The 22,634-nt window shown below is 74.8% G+C and carries 18 protein-coding genes; 4 read left to right on the forward strand and 14 right to left on the reverse strand.

The annotated features are described in order from the left end of the window. Window positions 1-357 precede the first annotated feature (357 nt). From ACZ6AQ_RS20275 to ACZ6AQ_RS20310, 8 genes are all read right to left on the reverse strand, one after another. Window positions 358-972, reverse strand: a complete 615-nt coding sequence (locus ACZ6AQ_RS20275) for a hypothetical protein (RefSeq protein WP_468761028.1) — start codon at window positions 970-972, stop codon at window positions 358-360. A 200-nt stretch (window positions 973-1,172) separates the two neighbouring features. Further along, window positions 1,173-2,627: an adenosylhomocysteinase gene (gene ahcY / locus ACZ6AQ_RS20280; RefSeq protein ID WP_468761030.1), complete on the reverse strand. Its 1,455-nt coding sequence runs from the start codon at window positions 2,625-2,627 to the stop codon at window positions 1,173-1,175. 310 nt (window positions 2,628-2,937) lie between these two features. Continuing rightward, complete coding sequence (locus ACZ6AQ_RS20285) at window positions 2,938-3,903, reverse strand: cation diffusion facilitator family transporter (protein WP_468761031.1); 966 nt, start codon at window positions 3,901-3,903, stop codon at window positions 2,938-2,940. Between the two features lie 66 nt (window positions 3,904-3,969). Continuing rightward, window positions 3,970-5,121, reverse strand: coding sequence for a mannose-6-phosphate isomerase, class I (gene manA, locus ACZ6AQ_RS20290; RefSeq protein WP_468761033.1), 1,152 nt, complete (start codon window positions 5,119-5,121; stop codon window positions 3,970-3,972). A 290-nt stretch (window positions 5,122-5,411) separates the two neighbouring features. Continuing rightward, window positions 5,412-6,560, reverse strand: coding sequence for an SIS domain-containing protein (locus ACZ6AQ_RS20295; RefSeq protein ID WP_468761035.1), 1,149 nt, complete (start codon window positions 6,558-6,560; stop codon window positions 5,412-5,414). 489 nt (window positions 6,561-7,049) lie between these two features. Next, window positions 7,050-7,232, reverse strand: a complete 183-nt coding sequence (locus ACZ6AQ_RS20300; protein WP_309050867.1) for a Trm112 family protein — start codon at window positions 7,230-7,232, stop codon at window positions 7,050-7,052. Window positions 7,233-7,336: 104 nt separating this feature from the next. Then, window positions 7,337-8,704: a phosphomannomutase/phosphoglucomutase gene (locus ACZ6AQ_RS20305; protein ID WP_468761037.1), complete on the reverse strand. Its 1,368-nt coding sequence runs from the start codon at window positions 8,702-8,704 to the stop codon at window positions 7,337-7,339. 116 nt (window positions 8,705-8,820) lie between these two features. Beyond that, window positions 8,821-9,204 carry a DUF3499 domain-containing protein gene (locus tag ACZ6AQ_RS20310; protein WP_388692859.1) on the reverse strand — a complete coding sequence of 128 codons (384 nt, stop codon included), beginning with the start codon at window positions 9,202-9,204 and terminating at the stop codon, window positions 8,821-8,823. A 354-nt stretch (window positions 9,205-9,558) separates the two neighbouring features. On the opposite strand from ACZ6AQ_RS20310, the gene ACZ6AQ_RS20315 reads away from it, so the two are divergent. Continuing rightward, entirely contained in the window at window positions 9,559-10,014 is a 456-nt protein-coding gene (locus ACZ6AQ_RS20315) for a metallopeptidase family protein (protein ID WP_468761039.1), read from the forward strand. 123 nt (window positions 10,015-10,137) lie between these two features. Here ACZ6AQ_RS20315 and ACZ6AQ_RS20320 read toward each other — a convergent pair whose 3' ends face one another. The 3 genes from ACZ6AQ_RS20320 to ACZ6AQ_RS20330 form a co-directional block, all read right to left on the reverse strand. Beyond that, window positions 10,138-11,652 carry a DUF5719 family protein gene (locus tag ACZ6AQ_RS20320; RefSeq protein WP_468761041.1) on the reverse strand — a complete coding sequence of 505 codons (1,515 nt, stop codon included), beginning with the start codon at window positions 11,650-11,652 and terminating at the stop codon, window positions 10,138-10,140. Continuing rightward, window positions 11,649-15,359, reverse strand: coding sequence for a glycosyltransferase family 2 protein (locus ACZ6AQ_RS20325; RefSeq protein WP_468761043.1), 3,711 nt, complete (start codon window positions 15,357-15,359; stop codon window positions 11,649-11,651). Before ACZ6AQ_RS20325 ends, ACZ6AQ_RS20320 begins: the two co-directional genes overlap by 4 nt. Window positions 15,360-15,764: 405 nt before the next feature. Continuing rightward, window positions 15,765-16,031, reverse strand: coding sequence for a WhiB family transcriptional regulator (locus ACZ6AQ_RS20330; RefSeq protein WP_030759721.1), 267 nt, complete (start codon window positions 16,029-16,031; stop codon window positions 15,765-15,767). A 712-nt stretch (window positions 16,032-16,743) separates the two neighbouring features. On the opposite strand from ACZ6AQ_RS20330, the gene ACZ6AQ_RS20335 reads away from it, so the two are divergent. From ACZ6AQ_RS20335 to ACZ6AQ_RS20345, 3 genes are read left to right on the forward strand one after another with little or no spacing between them, the layout of a single operon-like run. Then, window positions 16,744-17,259: a cysteine dioxygenase gene (locus ACZ6AQ_RS20335; RefSeq protein ID WP_468761045.1), complete on the forward strand. Its 516-nt coding sequence runs from the start codon at window positions 16,744-16,746 to the stop codon at window positions 17,257-17,259. A 13-nt stretch (window positions 17,260-17,272) separates the two neighbouring features. Beyond that, window positions 17,273-18,229, forward strand: a complete 957-nt coding sequence (gene cofD, locus ACZ6AQ_RS20340; protein ID WP_468761047.1) for a 2-phospho-L-lactate transferase — start codon at window positions 17,273-17,275, stop codon at window positions 18,227-18,229. Next, a complete protein-coding gene (locus ACZ6AQ_RS20345; RefSeq protein ID WP_468761049.1) occupies window positions 18,226-19,641 on the forward strand; it encodes a coenzyme F420-0:L-glutamate ligase in 1,416 nt (471 codons plus the stop codon). The genes cofD and ACZ6AQ_RS20345 overlap by 4 nt, the downstream gene beginning before the upstream one ends. Before the next feature lie 110 nt (window positions 19,642-19,751). Here ACZ6AQ_RS20345 and ACZ6AQ_RS20350 read toward each other — a convergent pair whose 3' ends face one another. The 3 genes from ACZ6AQ_RS20350 to manB all read right to left on the reverse strand — a co-directional run bounded on the left by ACZ6AQ_RS20350 (window position 19,752) and on the right by manB (window position 22,609). Further along, window positions 19,752-20,240 (reverse strand): DUF1877 family protein, encoded by a 489-nt coding sequence (locus ACZ6AQ_RS20350; RefSeq protein ID WP_388692846.1) that lies wholly within the window; start codon window positions 20,238-20,240, stop codon window positions 19,752-19,754. Window positions 20,241-20,312: 72 nt separating this feature from the next. After that, window positions 20,313-21,284 (reverse strand): DNA-3-methyladenine glycosylase family protein, encoded by a 972-nt coding sequence (locus tag ACZ6AQ_RS20355; RefSeq protein ID WP_468761051.1) that lies wholly within the window; start codon window positions 21,282-21,284, stop codon window positions 20,313-20,315. A 242-nt stretch (window positions 21,285-21,526) separates the two neighbouring features. Next, window positions 21,527-22,609, reverse strand: a complete 1,083-nt coding sequence (gene manB, locus ACZ6AQ_RS20360; RefSeq protein ID WP_468761052.1) for a mannose-1-phosphate guanylyltransferase — start codon at window positions 22,607-22,609, stop codon at window positions 21,527-21,529. Between the last annotated feature and the right edge of the window lie 25 nt (window positions 22,610-22,634).

Below are 22,634 nucleotides of genomic sequence, written 5' to 3' on the forward strand. Positions count from 1 at the left end.
ACTCTATCAGATCTTTCCGATCCGATTTCCCCGGTGCTTTCCGGTCCCGTTCGCTTTCGCTCCGGGCCCTTCCGGCGGTTCCGACTCTATCAGATTCATTTCGGCCGACCCAATCGGTGGCTTTCGTGATTCGGATAGGAATCGAAGTGACTCCGTGGAATTGATTTCCGTTCGGAGTGATTCAGACTTTACTTGATTGCTGCCGAGCTGTCCAGCTCCAGGCAACCGTTCAAATCTACCTCCCCGCGAACGCCGTGTCAACGGCTTTTGCGGGCACCGGAGGAGACTAGCAGCTCGACGGGGCCGTACGCACATCGGCCGCAGGGGAGGCGTGGCGCCGTGCTCGGGCTCTTCCGGTCAGGGAAAGACCGAGGGCGGGGTGTCCAGGTCTTCGAGTTCGATGCCGGGAGCCGCGAGGACCACGTCGCCGGCGATGTGGACGGTGTGCCGTTCGCCCGTGTCCAGGGTGCTGACCTGGTACTCGTCCACGATCAGGGGGCCGTTGTCAGTGGGGTGCGCTTCACTCCTCAGCAGCGCCCAGGACTGGTCGACCGTGAGGGGGGCGAGCACCGGGGCCGTGAAGGCGACGAGCCTGACGCGGGTCTCGGGGGAATCGGGGGTGAGGCGCAGGAGTCGCGTGAGGGCGACGAGGAACGCCGGGGACGTGCCGGTGAAGGCGTGGGCGCGCACGTTGCCTTCGGTGGCGTGGGTTCCGGTGGGGTCCGTGCGGACCCAGGTGACGCCGTCGAGGGCCGCGCCGCGGACCTGCCAGTCGGCGGCGTGCAGTTCGAGTCGGAGGGGGCGGCCGAGCGCGTCGACGGTCAGGTCGACGGAGCCTCCGTGGTCGCCGGAGGGGGTGGTGGTCTGCGCGACGTAGCGCCAGCCGGAGGGGCCGGGCGCGCAGTGGAAGTGTTCTTCGCCGAGGGGGGTGTGATCGTGCGGGTCATGGAGCGAATAACGGCCGCGGGGCATGGGTCGGTCCTCGGGAGGGAGCGCTTCCAGGAGCGTTGACGGGGGCTGAACGGGACAGGCCCCCCGGCACGGGGGTGCGGGGGGCCTGTCCGAGTACTCGTTCCCCGGGGACGTCCTTCGTGGAGGCGTCCCCGGGCGGGGTCCGGTACCGCTGTCCGGGACGGCGTCGCGTCAGCGCGCGGGCGCCGCCGGCCGGGACATCAGTAGCGGTAGTGGTCGGGCTTGTACGGGCCCTCGACCTCGACGCCGATGTAGGCGGCCTGTTCCGGGCGCAGGGTCGTCAGCTTGACGCCCAGCGCGTCCAGGTGGAGACGGGCGACCTTCTCGTCCAGGTGCTTCGGCAGCACGTAGACGTCGGTCGGGTACTCCTCCGGCTTCGTGAAGAGCTCGATCTGGGCCAGGGTCTGGTCCGCGAAGGAGTTCGACATCACGAAGGAGGGGTGGCCGGTGGCGTTGCCCAGGTTCAGCAGACGGCCCTCGGACAGCACGATGAGGACCTTGCCGTCGGGGAAGGTCCAGGTGTGGACCTGCGGCTTGACCTCGTCCTTGACGATGCCCGGGATCTGCGCGAGACCGGCCATGTCGATCTCGTTGTCGAAGTGGCCGATGTTGCCCACGATGGCCTGGTGCTTCATCCGGGCCATGTCACCGGCCATGATGATGTCCTTGTTGCCGGTGGTGGTGATGAAGATGTCGGCCGTCTCCACCACGTCGTCCAGGGTCGTGACCTGGTAGCCGTCCATCGCCGCCTGGAGCGCGCAGATCGGGTCGATCTCGGTGACGATCACGCGGGCGCCCTGGCCGCGCAGGGACTCGGCGCAGCCCTTGCCGACATCGCCGTAGCCGCAGACGACGGCCGTCTTGCCGCCGATGAGGACGTCGGTGGCGCGGTTGATGCCGTCGATCAGGGAGTGGCGGCAGCCGTACTTGTTGTCGAACTTCGACTTCGTCACGGCGTCGTTCACGTTGATCGCCGGGAACAGCAGCGTTCCGTCGCGGTGCATCTCGTACAGGCGGTGGACGCCCGTCGTGGTCTCCTCCGTCACGCCGCGGATCTCGGACGCCAGCTGGGTCCACTTCTGCGGGTTCTCGGTGAGGGTGCGGTTGAGGAGACGCAGGATGTGGGCGTACTCCTCGCTGTCCGCGGTGGCCGGGTCCGGAGCGGAGCCCGCCTTCTCGAACTCGACGCCCTTGTGGACGAGGAGGGTGGCGTCACCGCCGTCGTCCAGGATCATGTTCGGGCCGCCGGTGGGCGTGTTCGGCCAGGTCAGGGCCTGCTCGGTGCACCACCAGTACTCCTCGAGGGTCTCGCCCTTCCAGGCGAAGACCGGAACGCCCCGGGGGTTCTCCGGGGTGCCGTTCGGGCCGACGGCGATGGCCGCGGCGGCGTGGTCCTGGGTGGAGAAGATGTTGCAGGAGGCCCAGCGGACCTCGGCGCCGAGGGCGACGAGGGTCTCGATGAGGACGGCGGTCTGCACGGTCATGTGCAGGGAGCCGGTGATCCGGGCGCCGGCCAGCGGCTGCTGCTCGGCGTACTCGCGGCGGATCGACATCAGGCCGGGCATCTCGTGCTCGGCCAGGGTGATCTCCTTGCGGCCGAAAACGGCCAGGGAGAGGTCGGCGACCTTGAAGTCCTGGTGGGCGACGGTCGTCATGACGGGGCTGCTCCTCGTGGATCGGGTGCGAGGGTCGGTCGGGGCGCCGGGCACCGCGGCGGGCCCCCGGGCATACGGATGCCCGGGTCCTTCCATGGTGCCGTCGTCGGAGGCCCTCTCTCCCTCGGCCGGTCCCGGGACCGCCCGACCGCCATCAGCAGCGACGTCTGGCTGGTCACGAATCTACACCGACCGGCGCGGCGGGCCACAGTCCGGATCGAGCCGGGTAGGGGGCGCGGGCTCGCCGCGCGGACACGCCGGGGCCCCCGGAGCCGCGGGGTTCCGGGGGCCTCGGTGGAGCGGGGCGGGGTCAGTGGCCGGTGCCCCCCGGGGTCGCGGACGGGTCGGCGCCCGCCGCGGCCTCCTTCTCGCTGTAGATGTCCGGCTCCAGGTAGATGACCCGCGCGATGGGGACGGCGGCGCGGATCCGTTCCTCGGCGGCGTCGATGGCGTGCGCCACCTCGGCGGCGGTCTCGTCGTGCCGGACGGCGATCTTGGCGGCGACGAGGAGCTCCTCGGGGCCGAGGTGGAGCGTGCGCATGTGGATGAGGCGGGTGACGGTGTCGCCGTCCACCACGGCCGCCTCGATCTTCCTGACCTCGTCGATGCCGGCGGCCTCGCCGAGGAGCAGCGACTTGGTCTCGGCGGCGAGCACGATCGCGATCAGGATGAGCAGGACGCCGATGCAGAGGGTGCCGATGCCGTCCCAGACGCCGTTGCCGGTGAGGAGGGCCAGGCCGACGCCGCCGAGGGCGAGGACGAGGCCGACGAGGGCGCCGAAGTCCTCCAGGAGGACGACGGGCAGCTCGGGGGCCTTGGCGCGGCGGACGAACTCCTTCCAGGAGAGGTCGCCGCGGAGCGGGTTCGACTCCTTGATGGCGGTGCGGAAGGAGAACGACTCGGCGACGATCGCGAAGACGAGGACGCCGACCGGCCAGTACCACGCCTCGATCTCGTGCGGGTCCTTGATCTTCTCGTAGCCCTCGTAGACGGCGAACATGCCGCCGACGGAGAAGAGGACGATGGAGACGAGGAAGGCGTAGATGTACCGCTCGCGGCCGTAGCCGAAGGGGTGCTGCGGGGTCGCCTCGCGCTGGGCCTTCTTGCCGCCGACGAGCAGCAGGCCCTGGTTGCCGGAGTCCGCGAGCGAGTGGACGCTCTCCGCGAGCATCGAGGACGAACCGCTGAACAGGAACGCCACGAACTTGGCTGCGGCGATCGCGAGGTTGGCGGCGAGCGCCGCCACGATCGCCTTGGTTCCGCCTGACGCGCTCATGGGTGTACGTGGTCCCTTCGTCGGTTCTCCGGCCCGCTGGCCGCCGTTCGGCCGGTCATTGTCGCATCAGGCGACGACGGTGGCGCGGAAGACCGTACCCGCTCCGGACAGGTGGATGCCCTCTCCCGCCGGTACGAAGACCGACTCGCCCGGGGAGAGGACCGTTCCGCCCACCCGCGGACGGCCCGCGACGGCGAGCAGGATCTGGGGGGTGGGGACGGTGATGTCGGCCGGGGCGGCCCCCTCGGCCCGTACGAAGCGGGAGAGGCGGAACTCGTCGGTCGGGGTCTCGTAGACCTCCTCGCCCTCCGGGGACGCCTCGGGGCGGAGGACGGCCGGGTCGGCCGGGTCGAAGCGGACGACCCTGAGGAGTTCGGGGACGTCCACGTGCTTGGGGGTGAGGCCGCAGCGCAGCACGTTGTCGGAGTTGGCCATGATCTCGACGCCGAGCCCGTCGAGGTAGGCGTGCGGGACGCCCGCGCCGAGGTAGAGGGCCTCGCCGGGCTGGAGCCGTACGTGGTGGAGGAGCATCGCGGCGACGACGCCGGGGTCGCGCGGGTAGTGGTGGGCGAGCGTCGCGTACGGGGCGTGGGCACCGCCGAGGCGGTCGGCGGCCGCGGCGGCCTCGGTGACGGTGTGCGCCATCTCCTCCGGGTCGGCGGTGAGCAGGGCCGTCAGGACCTCGCGGAGCGCGGCCTCCTCGGGGTGGGCGAGCAGCAGGTCCGCGTACGGCTTGAGGGAGTCGACGCCGAGCCCGGCGATCAGGTCGGCGGCCCGGGCCGGGGCGCGGAAGCCGCAGAACCCTTCGAAGGGGGTGAGGGCGCAGATCAGCTCGGGCTTGTGGTTGGCGTCCTTGTAGGTGCGGTGCGGGGCGTCGACCGGGATGCTGGCGGCCTCCTCCGCGGCGAAGCCCGCGCGGGCCTGTTCGAGGTCGGGGTGGACCTGCAGGGAGAGCGGGGCGCCGGCGGCGAGGATCTTGAACAGGAAGGGGAGGCGCGGGCCGAACTTCTCGACGGTCCGCTCCCCCAGTTCGCGTACGGGGTCGGCGTCGATGAGCAGGTTCAGCGCGCCGCGCCCGGTGCGGGAGGGGGCGCCGGGGTGGGCGCCCATCCACAGCTCGGCCTGGGGCTCGCCGGTGGGGGTGGTGCCGAGCAGCTCCGGGATGGCCGTCGTGGAACCCCAGGCGTAGGGGCGGACGGTGTTGACGAGGCGGTCCATGGTGCCTGCCGGCTCCTCGGGTGGTGGCGGACGTGTGGTGTGTCGGGAGACAGGGGACAGGGGGTGGGTGACGGGCGGATGTCGGGGCGGTGGACGTGGGGCGCCCGTCGCCCGGGAAAAGCGGACGCGGGCCGGGCGGGCGGCGCGGGCCGGGCGGGCGTTCCTGCCGGTACGGCTCCGTGGTCCGGGCGTACGGGCGGGGGCCGGGGTGCGGGGACCGGGACCTACGGGATCGGGGCGGCGGGCCCGGAAGGGTCCGCGCCCCGGTCCGGCGGCTCGGGCCCGGGTGTCTACGGGGTCGCGCGGTCCGGGGTGGCCAGGGCCAGGTAGACGGCCGCGAAGTCGGTCACGGCGAGGAGTTCGGCGAGCGTCTCCAGGGCGTCGCCCTCCTCCGGTTCCAGTTCGCTGACGGCCGTGTCGTGGCCGAGGGCCAGTTCCCGGGCGGCGGGGGCGGCGCTGAGGCCGTCGGCCGGCCGGTCGCGGAGCAGGACCACCCGGGCGCGCAGGGCCCCGGGCTCCTCGACCCGGTCGCGGAAGAAGTCGTCGGGGTCGGCGCCCGCCGCGTAGCCGCCGGTGAGCAGGACGCCGTGGGCGGGAAGCGCCTCGGGGAGTTCGGCGGCGAGGGCGGGCAGTCCGGCCAGTTCGGCGAGGACGGCGGCGAAGCGGCGGCCGGCCGGGCCCGCCGCGTCGCCCTCGGTCCAGATCAGCGGGAGCGAGTCCGCCAGTTCGGCGGCGAGCGTCTTCGCCGGGTTGCCGTAGGTGGCGACGGCCGGGCCGCAGCGCTCCGCCGTGCGGTCGAGGCGGTCGGCGACCTTCTCCAGGGCCTCCGGCGGCGCCTCCAGGAGGCCCAGGCGGTCGAGGAGGGCGAGCAGCGGGGTGAACAGGGCCCAGAGGGCGCCGGGGCTGGCCGCGATGTTCTCGGCGTACTCGTCGGGGAGTTCGTTGGGGGCGACGGCCATGGGGACGAACAGGCCGTGCGAGCCGCTGACCGCCTCCGCGAGCGGGGAGCCCTGGGGGGCGACGGCGACGACCGTGACGCCCCGGCGGTACGCCTGCTCGGCGAGGAGCGCGAGGCCCGGTTCGGAACCGTCGGTGGTGGGGAGCAGCAGTAGGTCGACCGAGCCGGTCCAGCCGGGCAGCGTCCAGCGCAGGGCGCCGCCGGCGGGGGCGACGCCGGTGGGGCGGAGGCGTACGACGGGGGCGGTGGCTCCGGCGAGGGCGCCGATCAGGTCGGCGACGCCGGTGGCGGCGGTGCCGGGGCCCGCGACGAGGACCGCGCGGGGGCGGCCCTCGGGGCGGAGGTCCGCGATGCCGGCCTCGGCCGCGTGGCGGGCGGCGGTCCGTACCCGTGCGCCGGCCTCGGCGGCGCCGCGGAGGAGACCGCGGCGGTCGGCCAGGGCGAGGTCGTCCGGGGCGTCGAGGAGGTTCTCGTCGAGCATCTGGTGCCTCCCGGGGTGGGTGGGGTTCCCCTGGCGGGCTGCCTCGGGGTGGGGACGGGGCTTCCCCTACGGGGCGCCGCGGCACGTGGTGCCGTGGCCGGGGTGTCCCGGGTGCGGGGCCCGGCGGGGTCGCGGGGCGTGGTGCCGCTCCGGGGCGGACGCGGCGTGTCGTGGGGCGGCTCCGGGGGCGCGCCCGGCCCGCGTACGGCTCGTTCCGCTCCGGTTCTCCGCCGTACGGGCCGGTGCCGCCCGGCCGGTGTCGTCCGGCCGCCGTCGTCCGCCCGCCGCCGTACGGGTCGCCGGACGCGCCGGCGCGTTTCGTGGGCCCCGCCCGGTCGGGCGGGGCCGGTGCCGTGCCCGGCCCCGGCGGGCGTCACCCGGCGGGGGCGGAGGGCCGGTCCGGTCCCCGCGGGGCCGGCGGCCGGCCGCCCCGGGGGCCGCAGGGGGCCACGGGGTGACCGGCCCGGCGCCGACCCCGGGGCGCGGCGGTCACGCCGGGCGGCGGGCCTCGTCGGTGAGGAGGACCGGGATGCCGTCGCGGACCGGGTAGGCGAGGCCGCAGTCGGCACCCGTGCAGACCAGCTCCGGGTTCTCGTCCGCCGTGCGGTCGTTCAGCGGGGCGTGGCACGCGGGGCAGGCCAGGATCTCCAGGAGGCCGGCTTCGAGCGGCATGGGGTGGTCCCTTCGGACGAACGGTGGTGGTGCTGCCCTTCGGGCCAGGTCAGCCTACCGCCGGGGAACGGGGACGAACCCGTGCCCCGGCGCCCGGCACGGGGTCAGTCCGCCGCCCGGACCAGAGCGAGGACCTCGTCGCGGACCCGGGCCATGGTGGGCTCGTCGCGGGCCTCGACGTTGAGGCGGAGCAGCGGTTCGGTGTTGGAGGCCCGGAGGTTGAACCACCAGTCGGCGGCGGTCACGGTGAGGCCGTCGAGCTCGTCGAGGACGATCCCGTCCGCGCCCTCGTACGCCGCCCTGACCCGGGCCGTGCTGGCGGCCTGGTCGGCGACGGTCGAGTTGATCTCGCCGGAGGCGGCGTAGCGGTCGTAGGCGGCGACCAGCTCCGAGAGGGTGCCCTGCTGGCCGCCGAGGGCCGCAAGGACGTGGAGCGCGGCGAGCATGCCGGTGTCCGCGTTCCAGAAGTCCCGGAAGTAGTAGTGCGCCGAGTGCTCGCCGCCGAAGATCGCCCCGGTCTTCGCCATCTCCTCCTTGATGAAGGAGTGGCCGACGCGGGTGCGGACGGCCTCGCCGCCCTGCTCGCGGACGACCTCGGGCACGGACCAGGAGGTGATCAGGTTGTGGATGATCGTTCCGCCGGGGTGCTTGGCGAGTTCGCGGGCGGCGACGAGGGCCGTGATGGCGGACGGGGAGACCGGCTCGCCGCGCTCGTCGACGACGAAGCAGCGGTCGGCGTCGCCGTCGAAGGCGAGGCCGATGTCGGCGCCCTCCTCGCGGACGCGGGCCTGGAGGTCCACGATGTTCTTCGGGTCGAGCGGGTTGGCCTCGTGGTTCGGGAAGGTGCCGTCCAGCTCGAAGTACATCGGGACGGTGTCGAGCGGGAGGCCCGCGAAGACGGTGGGGACGGTGTGGCCGCCCATGCCGTTGCCGGCGTCCACGACGACCTTCAGCGGGCGGATGCCGGTGAGGTCCACGAGCCCCTTGAGGTGGGCGGCGTAGTCGGCGAGGGTGTCCCGCTCGGTGATCGTGCCGGGGGTGGCGGCGGCCTCCGGGGCGCCCTTCTCCGACCACTCCTCGGCGAGGGCGCGGATGTCGGCGAGGCCGCTGTCCTGGCCGACGGGGGCGGCTCCGGCCCGGCACATCTTGATGCCGTTGTACTGGGCGGGGTTGTGGGAGGCGGTGAACATCGCGCCGGGCAGGCCGAGGCTGCCGGAGGCGAAGTACAGCTGGTCGGTGGAGCAGAGCCCGATGAGGGTGACGTCGGCGCCGAGGCGGGCCGCGCCGCGCGCGAAGGCGCCCGCCAGGCCGGGGGACGAGGGGCGCATGTCGTGGCCGACGACGATCGCGTCCGCGTCCGTCACCCGGACGAAGGCGGCGCCGAAGAGTTCGGCGAGCGGCTCGTCCCACTGGTCGGGCACCACCCCGCGGATGTCGTACGCCTTCACGATCTGCGACAGATCGGCAGTCACGGATCCACCCTCCTGAGTCATGGGCACGCGTGTACGGCGCGTGTTGTACGGAACGCCAAAGCTACCCGGAGTGGGGCGGGTGAACCGGGACGGTGGCCGGTTGCGCTCCGTTGTCGTCAGTTGTCGGGCGAACGGAGCACCCTGAGGTGTCCCCGGCGGCCGACCTCCATGGGGTCGCCGCCCCGGCCTCCGCCGCCCTTGCCGCCGGCCTCGGCCGCGCGCTCGTGGGGACGGGCCGCCTCCCGCACCGCGTTGGCGAGGGCCTCGAGGTCGTCGCCGCTGGGGCGGGCCGGGGCGGAGGTGTCGGAGAGCCGCACCACCTCCCAGCCGCGCGGGGCGGTGAGGCGTTCGCCGTGCTCGGCGCACAGGTCGTAGCAGTGGGGCTCGGCGTAGGTGGCGAGCGGGCCGAGGACCGCAGTCGAGTCGGCATAGACGTACGTCAGTGTCGCGACGGCAGGGCGGCCGCACGCGGTGCGCGAACAGCGACGTACAGGGCTCACGGTGTTGGACGGTACCGCACTCTTGAGCGGGCCGCGACGACCCGCCCTCGGGTCACTCCACCGTGTCGCGGTGTGACCTCCGCCATACCGCCGTGGAGACCGGCCGGTCCGACCTGCGGGGAAGGCGGGAAGGGGGTGGGGGGAAAGAGGGCGATCCGGACACTTTGGGAGAGGAATCCGGTCAATGAGGGCCAGATGGCCGATCGCGATCGGCTGCCGGAGCGGGCACGCGGTTGGCCGGAACGCTCAGGTTCCGACAGGCGGTACGGGAGACGCTCGGCGGCACGGGAACGCGGGAGGACCGCGCGGACGCGCCCGGCGCAGGAGGGCGAGGAGGGTTACGCTGCGTCAGTGATGGACAGTCCTGTGCCACCGAGCCCTTCGCACCTTCCCGCGGAGCCCCCGGCGGAGCCGCGGGTCCGCCGCCGCGACCGGCACGGCCGCGGGATGCGGGGGCCGGTCGCCCCGCCGCAGGTGCCGCTCTCCACGAGCCGTGCCGACACCTTCCGCGACCTGGTGCTGGACTCGGTGGAGCGCCTCGAACGGCGCTGGCCGCAGCTGGCCGACGTCGAGTTCATGGTCCTGGAGGTGCCGCCGCCCGTACCGGGCGACACGGTGCCGCTGGGCGGCTCGGTCCCGGCGGAGAAGAGCGAGCCCGCCCGGGTGGTCGTCTACCGGCGGCCGGTCGAACTCCGCTCCAAGAGCCGGGACGAACGGGCGCTCCTCGTCCACGAGGTGGTCGTGGAGCAGGTCGCGGAGCTCCTCGGGCTCTCCCCCGAATCGGTGGACCCCCGCTACGGGCAGGACTGACGGCCGGCAGGGGCGGAAGCGGCCTCCGGGCCGTCCGCTCCCGTACGGGAGCATCCCCGGTCCGTACGGGAGCGTCCCCGGTCCGGGGCCCGGCGCGGTCGCCGGGCCCCGGCGGGCCGTGGCTCAGTCCAGTACGCCCAGGTCCTGGCGGGCCGACGGGACCTCGACCGTGCCCCGGTCGTCGGCGAGGGTCTGGACGGTGAACATCGGGACGCCGTCCCGGGGCACCGCGAGCATCCGGGCCGCGTGCACCGTGCCGCCGGAGACCGGCTCGACGGTCAGCGCGTAGGAGCCCTTGAGCCCCTGGGGGACGAGGTCGGTGAGGGTCGTCGTCGTGCCCGCCTTGACGGTGACCGTCCTCGACACCGGCGTGCCCGCCTCCGAACCGGCCGAGGCCGTGACCTTGACCTGCGCGGCGGCGCCGGGGGCGGTCAGGAAGAGCGTCGACGACCGGGCCCGGTTGTCGGCGGCCGTCGCGCGGGCGGAGATCGCCGCCGCCGCCGGGACGAAGGCGATCTCGGTGTTCGCGCCCTTGCCCCGGACCACCTGGAGGCCCGCCACGACCGGGGTGGCCTTCTTCGGGTCGCTCGGGGTGAGGAGCAGCGCACCCGCCTCGCCCCGGGTGAGGTCCGGCAGGTCGACCGAGGCCGTCATGCCGGACTTCACGTGCAGGGAGCCGGCGCTCGCCGGGACGATCGAGCCGGTCGCGGTGGCGAGCTGGATCTTCAGGTCGGCGTCGTCCTCGCCGGGGGCGAAGGCCACGAGCCGTACGGAGGTGGCGTCGCCCGGGATGCCGGGCAGGACCACGCTGCTCGCCGGGTCGGCCGAGGCGGCGAGCCAGTCGCTGCCGAGCCTGCCGTCGGCGGCGGCGACGGCGGCGGCGACGCGCCCGCTGCGGGTGGTGACGTGGACGGTGACGTCCCGCTGGGCGGTCGCGCCGGTGAGGGTGGGGAGGAGGACCGGGACCGTGGAGCGGGCGGGGACCGGGACGCCCTCGGTGAACTGGGACTTGAGGACGCCCTCGGGGCCGTACAGCTCGATGTCGGCGACGGCCGCCGTGTCGTCCGGGTTGGTGAGGTGGACGTAGTCCTGGCGCTCCTTGGCGGTGGAGGCCGCCGGGAACCAGAAGTCGGTGTCGGGGGCGCCGCAGGCGAGGCCGAGGAGGCCGCGCGCGCCGCCCGCCGGGACGGCGGTGGTCTGCTGGACGGTCCAGCCCGGGGCCAGGGCGCCGGTCGCCGAGCCGGTGAGGGCGGGCACGGCCGCGCCGTCGGCCCCGGCGGTGACGGGCTTGCCGGGGGCGGTGACGGTGGCGGGCGCCTGGGGCTTCTTGGCGGCCCCGCCGGCGGCCGACGCGGCGGGCTTCAGGAGGGCCACGGGCCGTCCGGCCCCGCCGGACGCCGTGTCCTTGCCCGCGCCCGCGCCCGCGCCCGCCGGGGTGTACGAGGTGTAGACGGTCTCGGCCACCTCGGAGCCGCTGGGCGCCGGGCAGGCCAGGCTCGCGCGTTCGACCGGCAGCCGGGTGGTGGCCTTCGACGCGGCGGGGGCGGCGGTGCCGCCGGGGGCGGTGAGGGCGGCGAAGCCGGTGACGGCGGCGAGGGCCGTGGCGCCCGCGATCAGGGAGAGGGTCGTGCGCTTCACTGGTTGCTGCTCCCGTCGGGACGCTGCTCGGTCTCGTGGGCCTGCGGGTGCCCGTAGCCGTACCCGTAGGGGTCGTACTGCTGCGGCTGCTCGTACGGCTGCTGCGGGTCGTACCCCTGGCCGCCGTACTGCGGGCCGCCGTACTGCTGCTGGTCGTAACCCTGCTGGTCGTGGCCCTGCCCCTGCGGGGGGTACGCGTACGGCTGCTGCTGCGGGTCGGCCGCGTACTCCTGGTAGTAGCCCTGGTCCGCGTAGGGCTGGGCCTGGGCGTAGGCGGGGTCGTACCCGCCCTGCCATTCCTGGCCCTGCTGCTCCTGGCCCTGTTCCCGGAACCCCTGGTCGTGGGACCGCTGGTCGTGGAGCTGCGGCTCGTGGGACTGCTGTTCCGGGATCGGTACCGGGACCGGGGACGCTTCGTCCTCCGGTGTCCCGGCCGCCCCGGCCGCCTCCGCCTCGGCGGCGGCGCGCAGACGGCGGGCCCGGCGGCCGTCGCCCTCGGCCGCCTGTGCCGGGATCGCGGGCTCTTCGTCGGGCAGGTCGTCGTCGATCTCGCGGCGCCGGCCGGGCAGCGCGAGGACGAGCAGGACGACGGAGAGGGCGACCTGGGTCCAGACCCACGCGGTGTGGGTGAACGGCTCGTCGTACGTGACGTCGAGACGGCCGCCCCCGGCGGGGAGTTCGAAGCCCTGGGCCCAGCCGTCGACGGTGGTCCTCGTCAGCTCCTTGCCGTCGAGGGTGGCGGTCCAGCCCTCGGCGGCGCGGTCGGCGAGGCGCAGGACGCGGCCCGCGGGGCCCGCCGGGATCTCGGTGTGCGCCTCGACGGGCCCGGCGGCGACGGGGACGGCCTTGGCGGTCTCCCCGTCGGCGGCGGCCCCGGCCCCGGCGGCGGGCGGGACGATCATGATCCGGGCGATCTCGCGGTCCACGCGCCACAGGGCGCTGCCGTCGAGCTGGCTGAGGCGGCTGAGGCCGGGGGTGGAGTCCAGGACGCGGCTCACCTGGCGCGGTGCCCCGTCGCGCACGAGGACGTAGCGGACGGCGTAGCCGCTGAGCTCCCGGGTCTGGTCGGCGCCGGACCCGGCGACGAGGCGGGCGACGACCCGGTCGAGGGAGGAGTCGTCCCCCGCGGCGGCGGCGAGTTCGGCGTCGCCGAGGCGGGCGCCGGAGCCGCGGACCAGCGTGTAGGCGACCTCGCCGGGCGTGGAACCGCCGAGGACGAGGGTGCGGGGCTGGTCGCGGGTGCCGCTCTCCTCCGCGACGAAGGCGGGGACCTGGACCGGGTCGCGGCGGGTCAGCGGGCCGTCGGCGCCGCCGATCATCCAGCTCACGGCGGCGACGGCGGGGCCGGCGGCGCAGGCGAGGGCGACGAGCGCGGCGACCGGCTGGCGCCAGCCGAAGCCGTGGGCGGCGACGCGGGTGCGGCCCCCCTCGGCGCCGATCATGCCGGCGGCGATGAGGGCGGCTCCGTAGACGAGGGTGGCGGGTCCGGCCCAGCCGGTGCCGCCCGCGCCGTTGGAGAGGGCGGCGAGGAGGAGTCCGGCGAGGGCGGCGGCCCAGGCGGCGTGGACGGCGAGCCGGCGCTCCTCGCGCAGCAGCCCGGCGAGGCCCGCGAGGACGAGGCCGGCCAGGAGCAGACCGCCGGTGGTGCCGGGGCCGCCGGGGCTGGTGCCGAGCAGGTCGAGGGCGGTGGCGGTGCCCGTGCGCAGATCGACGCCCGCCTCGCGCAGGAACGCGGAGGGGCTGGTCAGGAGGGTGAGCGACCAGGGGGCGAGGACGAGCAGCGGGGTGCCGGTGGCGGCGAGGAACCGGAGTCCGTACGCGGTGATGTCGGAGCGGCGCACGGCGAGGACGCCGAGGCCGAGGAGGACGGCGAGCGGCCAGACGACCGGGGTGAAGGCCGTCGTGAGGGTGAGCAGGAAGGCGTAGGCCCAGGTGGCGCGCCAGCTGCCCCGGTCGGGCCGGTTGAAGCCGTGGGCGGCGACGGCGGCGCGGGCGGCAAGCGGGAGCAGGATCGCGAGGACGGCGGTGCCGAGGCGGCCGGTGGCGAGGGCGCCGGTGACGGCGGGCAGGAAGGCGTACGCGACGGAGCCCCAGGCGCGCAGGAGCCGGGACTCGACGATGCCCCGGGAGGCGAAGTACGCGGTGAAGCCGGCGAACGGGACCGAGCAGACGAGCAGCAGGGTCAGCGCGGTGGAGGTGGAGCCGAGGAACAGCGCGGAGAGCACGGCCAGGACGGCGAGGTACGGCGGGGCGGCCTGGGTGCCGCCGGTGCCGAGGGCGTGCCAGGCGTCGGCGTACCGGGACCAGAGGCCGGAGACGGTGTCGGGGGCGGGCAGCAGGGCGCCGCCGGCCAGCGAGCCGCCGGCGAAGAGGTCGCGGCAGGCGACGAGGGAGACGGCGAGGAGGAGGGCGAAGAGGACGGGCCCGGGTTTGCGGGCGATCTTCTTGAGCCGGGCGAACTGCTCGATCTCCAGGTAGTCGGCGTCGTCGCCGCCGGGGCCCGACTCGACCACACCGCGCCGGGAGCCGCCGGATTCGGCCTCGCCGCCGCCGACGTTGGCGGTGAGCTGTTCGAGGGCGGCGCGGACGGTGGCGCCGGGCGGCGGGAAGAGCGGGCGGAGTTCGCTCGCGGCGACGGCGGGGTTCTTGCGCCGTCCGCGGGCGGCGAGGATCTTCTCGGGGCGCAGCAGGACGGCGAAGAGGCCCATGACCTCGTCGACGGCCTGGACGGGGACCTTGCCGACGAGGTAGGCGAGGGTGCGGAGCAGGGTGCTGAGGACGAGCCGTACGAAGACGTAGGGGAGGGCGGCGCCGCGGGTGTTGGCGAGGAGCGTGTAGACGGCTCCGGCCTTGTCGACGCGGTGCGGGTTGGCGGCGGTGCGGCCGGCGCAGTCGACGGTGCGGCGCTCGCGGGCGGCGGCCTCGGCGTGGCGCAGGACGGCGTCGGGGGCGACGAGGACGCGGTGGCCGGCGGCGTGGACGCGCCAGCACAGGTCGACGTCGTCGCGCATGAGGGGCAGCCGGCGGTCGAAGCCGCCCAGCTCCTCGAAGACGTCACGGCGGATCAGCATGCCGGCGGTGGAGACGGAGAGGACGGAGCGGACCTGGTCGTGCTGGCCCTGGTCCTGCTCGCGGCGGTCGAGGCCGGTCCAGCGGCGGCCGCTGCGGGCGATGGAGACGCCGGTCTCCAGGAGCTGCTTCCGGTCGTACCAGCCGCGCAGTTTGGGGCCGACGACGGCGGCGTGCGCGTCGGAGTCGGCGACGCGCAGGAGGGCGGCGAGGGCGCCGGGCTCGGGCGCGCAGTCGTCGTGGAGGAGCCAGAGCCACTGGACCGGTTCGCCGTGCGGGAGTTCGGGGAGGTCGTACGCCTCGTCGTTCCAGGTGTGGCTGACGGGGTCCCAGCCGCTGGGGCGCTTCAGGTAGGGCAGGTCCTCGGGTCCGAGCACGGGCGCGGTGCGGGCGGCCTCTTCGACGGCGGCGCCGAAACCGGTGCGTCGCGCGAGGTGCAGGACGCGGTCGTCGCCGATCGCCTCGGCGACGAGCCGTGCCGAGTCGTCGGCGCTGCCGGTGTCGGCCGCGATGACGTTCTGCGCGGGGCGTTCCTGGGCGAGCAGACCGGCCAGGGCGTCCGGCAGCCAGCGGGCGCCGTCGTGGGTGACGAGCACGGCGGTGACGACGTGTCGCGGAAACTCAGGAGTTGAGGACATCGAGCTACGGGCCCTCCGGCCGGGGTCGCCCGCGGGGGGCGTGGGGAGCGTCTCGGACGGAGGCCCACACTAACGGCTCACACGGAGCGGCCGACCGCCCTGTGGACGGACGCCTGTGGACAGAGCGGACGGAACGGTCACGGGGAGGAGCGCGGGGAGGAGGCCGGGACGAGCGTCCGGCGGCGGGCTCCGGTCGGCGCGGCCGGAGCGGGTCCGGCGGGAGGGGTCCGGGCCGGTCGTGCGGAGCGGCGCGGCCCGGGGCGGGACGACGCGAACGGTCCGCCGCCTGTGGGTGGATCACAGGGGGCGGACCGTTCGCACCGTCCTGGTGCGCGTCCTGGCGCGCGGTCCCGGTGGGCGCGTCCCGGCTCGGGGGTCCGGACGCGGTCGGGGGCCGGCGGCGGTTCAGACGGCGGCCTTCTTCAGGCGGCGTCGCTCGCGCTCGGAGAGACCGCCCCAGATGCCGAAGCGTTCGTCGTTCTGCAGCGCGTATTCGAGGCATTCGGAGCGGACCTCGCACGCGAGGCAGACCTTCTTGGCCTCGCGGGTCGAACCGCCCTTCTCCGGGAAGAAGGACTCGGGGTCGGTCTGGGCGCACAGCGCGCGCTCCTGCCAGCCGAGTTCCTCGTCCGCGTCCTCGACCAGCAGCAGTTCCTGGAACAACTCGGTCATGTGCGCCCCTCGTCTGTTCTGTGCGTCCCCGTGGTGGTGCCGTGCGAGCACGGCCGAACGACACGAGTGAAATTACAAGTTCGTGCTCTGTGCGAGTCAAGCCGAGATCTGCTATTGGGCCCCGTATTCACTCTGCGGAACCAAGCGTATGCGGTAAGTGTTCAAATCACCAAAAACCATGACACATGCCTCTGGCGTGACCGCGCGCCTCCTCCCCGGAGGAAGACGCCCGGGACCCGGATCCTGTTGCGATCCCCTCGGGGAAGCGACCCTGATCACATTCCGGTCACGGAACGCCCTCCGCGCGCGGGAGCGACACGCGGGCGCCGCCGCGTTCGCGGGCACGGTCGAAGCGCCATCTCTCCTGGTCCGGGCGCGAGCAAACCTTTCTCCGGGGAGGACGACCGGATGAGGTGAAACATTACCCACAAATCGGGCATTGGGTTGACAGTCGGGTACCCGTCCGCCCACCTTTGGTGGCATGCCAGCGACCGCAGCGCCCTCCGTGACCCACGCCCGTGGGTTCCGTCGCGCTGTCGGGGTCCGCTGTCGCTGTTGTCGCCCCGGCTGTTGATGCCGCCCGGCCGTCGATGCCCCCGCGCTCCGGCCCCCTCCCCCCTCGCGTCACCCCCGTGTCACCCCCGCGCAGGCCGCGTCACGACTCCCGCGCGGCCCCCACCGCTCCCGTTTCTGCCGAGGAACCACCGCACCCATGAACATGGACAGCGACCTTCAGATCGCCGGCGACATCCTGGAGGTCCCCCACCTCCTCCAGCCCGAGCGCGCCCACCCCGTCACCGTGGCCGAGTTCGCCGGCCTCGCCCGCTCCCTCGCGGACGACCGCTCCCTCTGGGCCCCGTACGTCGCGTACGACGCCACCACCCGCTGGTACCACCGGCTGCGCACCGGTCCCGGCTACGAGGTGTGGCTGCTCTCCTGGCTGCCCGGCCAGGGCAGCGGGCTCCACGACCACGGCCTCTCCTCCGGCGTCCTCACCGTCCTGGAGGGCGGGCTGACGGAGCGTACGGAACGCGGCGCGCGGACCCTCGCCGCCGGCGCGCAGCGCGTGTTCGCGCCGGGGTACGTCCACGAGGTCGTCAACGACTCCCTCGAACCGGCCGTCAGCCTGCACGTCTACTTCCCGGGCCTGACCGAGATGCCGGTCCACGAGTCGTTCCGGGAGCGGTGCGCCCCGGCTCCCGGCGCCACGGAGATGATCGTCGCCTGAGACACTGCCGTACATGCGCATTGTGGTTCTGGCAGGCGGTATCGGCGGTGCCCGTTTCCTTCGCGGCCTCAGGCGGGCCGAGCCGGACGCGGAGATCACGGTCGTCGGCAACACCGGTGACGACATCCACCTCTTCGGCCTGAAGGTCTGTCCCGACCTGGACACGGTGATGTACACCCTCGGCGGCGGGATCGACGAGGAGCAGGGCTGGGGCCGCGCGGACGAGTCCTTCACCGTCAAGGAGGAACTCGCGGCGTACGGCGTCGGGCCCGAGTGGTTCGGCCTCGGCGACCGGGACTTCGCGACCCACATCGTCCGCACCCAGATGCTCGGCGCGGGCTACCCGCTGAGCGCCGTCACCGAGGCGCTGTGCGCCCGCTGGCGGCCCGGGGTGCGCCTGCTCCCCATGTCGGACGACCGCGTGGAGACGCACGTGGCGATCGAGGTGGACGGCGAGCGGCGGGCGGTGCACTTCCAGGAGTACTGGGTGAAGCTGCGCGCCTCCGTGGACGCGAAGGCCGTCGTGCCGGTCGGCGCGGAGACCGCGAAGCCGGCGCCGGGCGTCCTGGAGGCCGTCGGCGAGGCGGACGTGATCCTCTTCCCGCCGTCCAACCCGGTCGTGTCCGTCGGCACGATCCTGGCCGTGCCCGGCATCCGCGAGGCGGTCGTCGCGGCCGGGGCGCCGGTCGTGGGCCTCTCCCCCATCGTCGGCGACGCGCCCGTGCGGGGCATGGCCGACAAGGTGCTCGCGGCGGTCGGCGTGGAGTCCACGGCGGCGGCGGTGGCCCGGCACTACGGCCCCGGGCTGCTCGACGGCTGGCTCGTGGACACCGTGGACGCCGACGCGGTCGCGGACGTCAGGGCGGCGGGCATCGCCTGCCGTGCGGTGCCGCTGATGATGACGGACGTGGACGCGACGGCCGCGATGGCGCGCGAGGCGCTGGCGCTGGCCGAGGAGGTGCGGGGGTGACGGACGCCGCCTTCCCGGGCGGGACCGGGGCCCCTTCCCCGGGCGGGGCCTCCCCGTACGGGACCGCCGCCTCCCCGTACGGGACCGCTCCCGTCCCCCCGTACGGGACCGGCTCCGGTCCCTCGTACCGGGTCTGGGCCCTGTCCGGGCTGCCGGAGGTGACGGCCGGGGACGACCTCGCCGGCATGATCGCCGCCGTCGCGCCGGACCTGGCCGACGGGGACGTGCTGCTCGTCACTTCCAAGATCGTGAGCAAGGCGGAGGGCCGGAGGGTCGCCGCCGCCGACCGCGAGGCGGCCATCGACGCCGAGACGGTGCGGGTGGTGGCGCGGCGCGGCACGCTGCGGATCGTGGAGAACCGGCAGGGGCTCGTCATGGCCGCCGCCGGGGTGGACGCCTCCAACACCCCTTCCGGCACGGTGCTGTTGCTGCCCGAGGACCCCGACGCCTCGGCCCGGCGCATCCGGGCGGGACTGCGGGACGCCCTCGGGGTGGACGTGGGGGTCGTGGTCACGGACACCTTCGGGCGGCCCTGGCGCGACGGGCTCACGGACGTGGCCATCGGGGCGGCCGGGGTGCGGGTCCTGGACGACCTGCGCGGCGGAACCGACGCGCACGGCAACCCGCTGGGCGCGACCGTGGTCGCCACCGCCGACGAACTCGCCGCCGCCGGCGACCTGGTGAAGGGCAAGGCGGCCGGACTCCCGGTGGCCGTCCTGCGGGGCCTGCCGCACGTGGTGGGCGGGGACGGGGAGCCGGGCGCACGCGCGCTCGTGCGCGGGGCCGCCGACGACATGTTCCGGCTCGGCACCTCCGAGGCCGTGCGCGAGGCGGTGACGCTGCGGCGGACCGTACGGAAGTTCACCGCCGAGCCGGTCGACCCGGGCGCGGTGCGGCGCGCGGTCGCCGCCGCCGTGACCGCCCCCGCCCCGCACCACACGACGCCGTGGCGGTTCGTCCTCCTGGAGTCGGCGGAGTCGCGGACGCGGCTGCTCGACGCGATGCGGGAGGCGTGGATCGCGGACCTGCGCCGGGACGGGAAGTCCGAGGAGTCGATCGCGAAGCGGGTCCGGCGCGGAGACGTCCTGCGCGACGCGCCCCACCTGGCCGTGCCCTGCCTCGTCATGGACGGATCCCACCACTACGGCGACCCGCGCCGGGACACCGCCGAGCGCGAGATGTTCCTGGTGGCGGCGGGCGCGGGCGTGCAGAACTTCCTGGTGGCGCTCGCGGGCGAACGGCTCGGCTCGGCGTGGGTCTCCTCGACCATGTTCTGCCGGGACGTCGTACGGGAGGTCCTCGGCCTGCCGGACGACTGGGACCCGCTGGGCGCGGTGGCGATCGGCCACCCGGCGGCGCCGCCGGGGGAACGGCCGGCGCGGGACGCCTCGGACTTCGTCGAGGTGCGGTAGCCGGCGGCGCGCTTCCCGGGGCGCGGCGCGGAGGGGGCACCCGGGTCGCCCCGGGTCCGCCCCCGAGTGCCCCGTCCGCGTGGGGTGTCCCGTCCGCGTGCGCGGGGGTGTCAGCCCTCGCGCTTCTTCACCACGTACTCCCCCTCCTTCGCCGCCAGCGCGAAGAGTTCCGTGAGGGCCTCGGCCCGTTCCCGCAGGTCCTCCAGGTAGCCGTGGGCGAGGCCGTGCCGGAAACCGAGCACCGAGGCGTCGGTGGACGCGAGCAGGGCCCGGAAGTCGACGGCCGCCAGCGCCTCGGCGGTGGCGGCGACGTCGGCGAGGTCGAGGTACCCGTACGTGGTGCCGTGCCCGTCCTCCCCCAGGTACTGGGCGCCGCTGGTGGCGTTCTCCGCGGCCTCGGCCCCCAGGGCCGGGGTCAGCACGGCCCGCAGCGACCGGTCCTCCTCGTCGAGGGCGCAGTAGGTGCCGGCCGGGGAGCCGCCGGCGTCGTCGCCCGCCGCCCTCAGGAGGGCGCTCTCGATGTCCTCGAAGCGGCGCAGGACGGTGTCGGTTCCCTCGCGTACGGCGTCCTCGGACATCCGCGTCAGCGTCAGGCCCATGGCTGTTTCCCCTCTTCCCCTCGTCCCTCTCCCTGATCTTCCCTGGATTTCCGGGTACCCCGGATTCCGGGTTCAGAGCGCCGCGATGTTCCCCGGGGTCATGCGGGGCGCCCGGCGGGGCGGGACGCGTCCGCCGAGGAGGATCAGGCGGGCCGCGCGGTGGCGCTGACCGGCGTAGGGGGCCAGGAGGCCGAGCATGGCGGTGTCGTCGGCCGTGCGGTCGCCCGCGAGGGCCCAGCCGATGATGCCGGGCAGGTGGCAGTCGCCGGTGGTGACCTCGTCGGGGGCGCCGTGGGTGCGCTGGACCACCTCGGCGCTCGTCCAGGGACCGACGCCCGGGACCAGCTCCAGGCGTCCGCGGGCCTCGGCCGGGGCCATGTCCGCGGCCTCCTCCATGCGGCGGGCCACCCGGCACACGCGCAGGATCGTCGAGGCCCGTTTGTCGTCCACGCCCGCGCGGTGCCACTCCCAGGACGGGATCAGGCTCCACGCGCGCGCGTCCGGCATGACGCGCATGCCGTCCGGCGCCGGGCCGGGCGCGGGCTCGCCGTACTTCCGTACGAGCAGCCGCCAGGCCCGGAACGCCTCGTCCGTCGTGACCTTCTGCTCCAGGACCGAGGGGATCAGCGACTCCAGGACCAGGCCGGTGCGGACGAGGCGCAGCCCGGGACGGCGACGGTGGACCGCGGCGAGCAGCTTGTGACGGGGGACGAAGGCGGCCGGGTCGTCCTCGGCGCCGAGGAGGGCCGGGAGGCGGTCCAGGAGCCAGGGGGCGCCCGGTCCCCACGCCTCGGCCTCCGCCACGCCGTTCCGTACGGCGACGCGGAGGGTCCCCGGGCCCTCGGGGGTGCGGGTGGCCCGCCAGTACGAGCCGTCCGGGGCCGCCCGGTAGGTGGGGTCGGCGGGCCCCCGGCGGAGGGGGCCGAGGGTGAGGGCCGGGTCGAGCGGCTCCGCCAGGGGGAGGGAGCGGGCGCGGGACGCGGGGACGCGGCCGACCGCCCGTACGGGGGCGGGGGTGGGTCTCTGGGGGAAGCGGCCGGCCATGGGGACGAGGGTAACGGGGGCCGGCCCGGTGCCGTCCCCGTACGGACTCGGCCTCGTACCGGCTCGACGCCCGTACGGGTTCCGCCTCGGCCCGCAGGGGTTCACTCCACCCTGCAGGGGTCGCTGTACCCGTACGGGTTCGCCTCGGCCCGTACGGGCCCGCCCGGCCCGTAGGGGTTCCTCGGCCCGTAGGGGTCCCTCGGCCCCTACGGGTCCGCCCCGGCCCCTACGGGCCCCGGTCCCTACTGGTCCGACGAGAAGCGGATCGCGCCCGCGGGGAGGGTCGTGTCGCACCAGACGCGGGCGCCGTCGCGGAGTTCGTTGTCGGCGCCGATCCGGGCGCCGTCGCCGATGACCGCGCCGGTGAGGACCGTGCGCGCGCCGATGCGGGCACCCGCGCCGATCAGGGAGTCGGTGATCACCGCGCCCGGTTCGACGACCGCTCCGGCGAGGAGCGTGGAGCCCGTGACGCGGGCGCCCTCGCCGACCACCGCGTCCGCGCCGACGACCGTGCCGCCGGTCAGCTTGGCGTCCGGGGCGACGCGCGCCGACGGCAGCACCAGGCGGTCGCCGCAGCGGCCCGGGACGGCCGGGGAGGGCGCGCGGCCGAGGACCAGGTCGGCGGAGCCGCGCACGAACGCCTGCGGGGTGCCGAGGTCCAGCCAGTACGTGGAGTCGACCATGCCCTGGAGGTGGGCTCCGGAGGCGAGCAGCTCCGGGAAGGTCTCGCGCTCGACCGAGACGGGCCGGCCGGTGGGGATGGTGTCGATGACCGAGCGGCGGAAGACGTACGCGCCCGCGTTGATCTGGTCGGTGACGATCTCCTCGGGCGTCTGCGGCTTCTCCAGGAAGGCCGTGACGCGGCCGGTGCCGTCCGTGGGGACGAGGCCGAAGGCGCGCGGGTCCTCGACCCGGGTGAGGTGCAGGGAGACGTCCGCGCCGGACGCGGCGTGGGTGGCGACCAGGGCGCGGATGTCGAGGCCGGTGAGGATGTCCCCGTTGAAGATGAGGACGGGCTCGTCGGGCCCCGAACGCAGCCGGGAGGCCACGTTGCGTATCGCGCCGCCGGTGCCCAGCGGCTCCTCCTCGGTGACGTACTCCAGGCTCAGGCCGAGCGAGGAGCCGTCGCCGAAGTGCGGCTCGAAGACCTCGGCCAGGTAGGAGGTGGCGAGCACGATGTGCTCGACCCCGGCGGCGCGGGCGCGGGCCAGCTGGTGCGTCAGGAAGGGGACGCCGGCCGCCGGGACCATGGGCTTGGGGGTGTTGACCGTGAGGGGCCGCAGCCGTGTCCCCTTGCCACCGACCAGGAGGATCGCTTCTGTCACCTTGTCGTCTCTGCTTCCTGTTCGG

Source organism: Streptomyces sp. NPDC041191 (genome assembly GCF_055591945.1).

Bases quoted from the DNA above. Each gene is read 5' to 3' on its own strand.
- manA (WP_468761033.1), bottom strand. From the start codon at position 5,121: ATGGACCGCCTCGTCAACACCGTCCGCCCCTACGCCTGGGGTTCCACG.
- cofD (WP_468761047.1), top strand. From the start codon at position 17,273: ATGCGCATTGTGGTTCTGGCAGGCGGTATCGGCGGTGCCCGTTTCCTT.
- ACZ6AQ_RS20300 (WP_309050867.1), bottom strand. From the start codon at position 7,232: ATGCCGCTCGAAGCCGGCCTCCTGGAGATCCTGGCCTGCCCCGCGTGC.
- ACZ6AQ_RS20295 (WP_468761035.1), bottom strand. From the start codon at position 6,560: ATGCTCGACGAGAACCTCCTCGACGCCCCGGACGACCTCGCCCTGGCC.
- ACZ6AQ_RS20330 (WP_030759721.1), bottom strand. From the start codon at position 16,031: ATGACCGAGTTGTTCCAGGAACTGCTGCTGGTCGAGGACGCGGACGAG.
- ACZ6AQ_RS20350 (WP_388692846.1), bottom strand. From the start codon at position 20,240: ATGGGCCTGACGCTGACGCGGATGTCCGAGGACGCCGTACGCGAGGGA.
- ACZ6AQ_RS20355 (WP_468761051.1), bottom strand. From the start codon at position 21,284: ATGGCCGGCCGCTTCCCCCAGAGACCCACCCCCGCCCCCGTACGGGCG.
- ACZ6AQ_RS20325 (WP_468761043.1), bottom strand. From the start codon at position 15,359: ATGTCCTCAACTCCTGAGTTTCCGCGACACGTCGTCACCGCCGTGCTC.
- ACZ6AQ_RS20285 (WP_468761031.1), bottom strand. From the start codon at position 3,903: ATGAGCGCGTCAGGCGGAACCAAGGCGATCGTGGCGGCGCTCGCCGCC.
- ahcY (WP_468761030.1), bottom strand. From the start codon at position 2,627: ATGACGACCGTCGCCCACCAGGACTTCAAGGTCGCCGACCTCTCCCTG.
- ACZ6AQ_RS20315 (WP_468761039.1), top strand. From the start codon at position 9,559: ATGGACAGTCCTGTGCCACCGAGCCCTTCGCACCTTCCCGCGGAGCCC.
- ACZ6AQ_RS20335 (WP_468761045.1), top strand. From the start codon at position 16,744: ATGAACATGGACAGCGACCTTCAGATCGCCGGCGACATCCTGGAGGTC.
- ACZ6AQ_RS20275 (WP_468761028.1), bottom strand. From the start codon at position 972: ATGCCCCGCGGCCGTTATTCGCTCCATGACCCGCACGATCACACCCCC.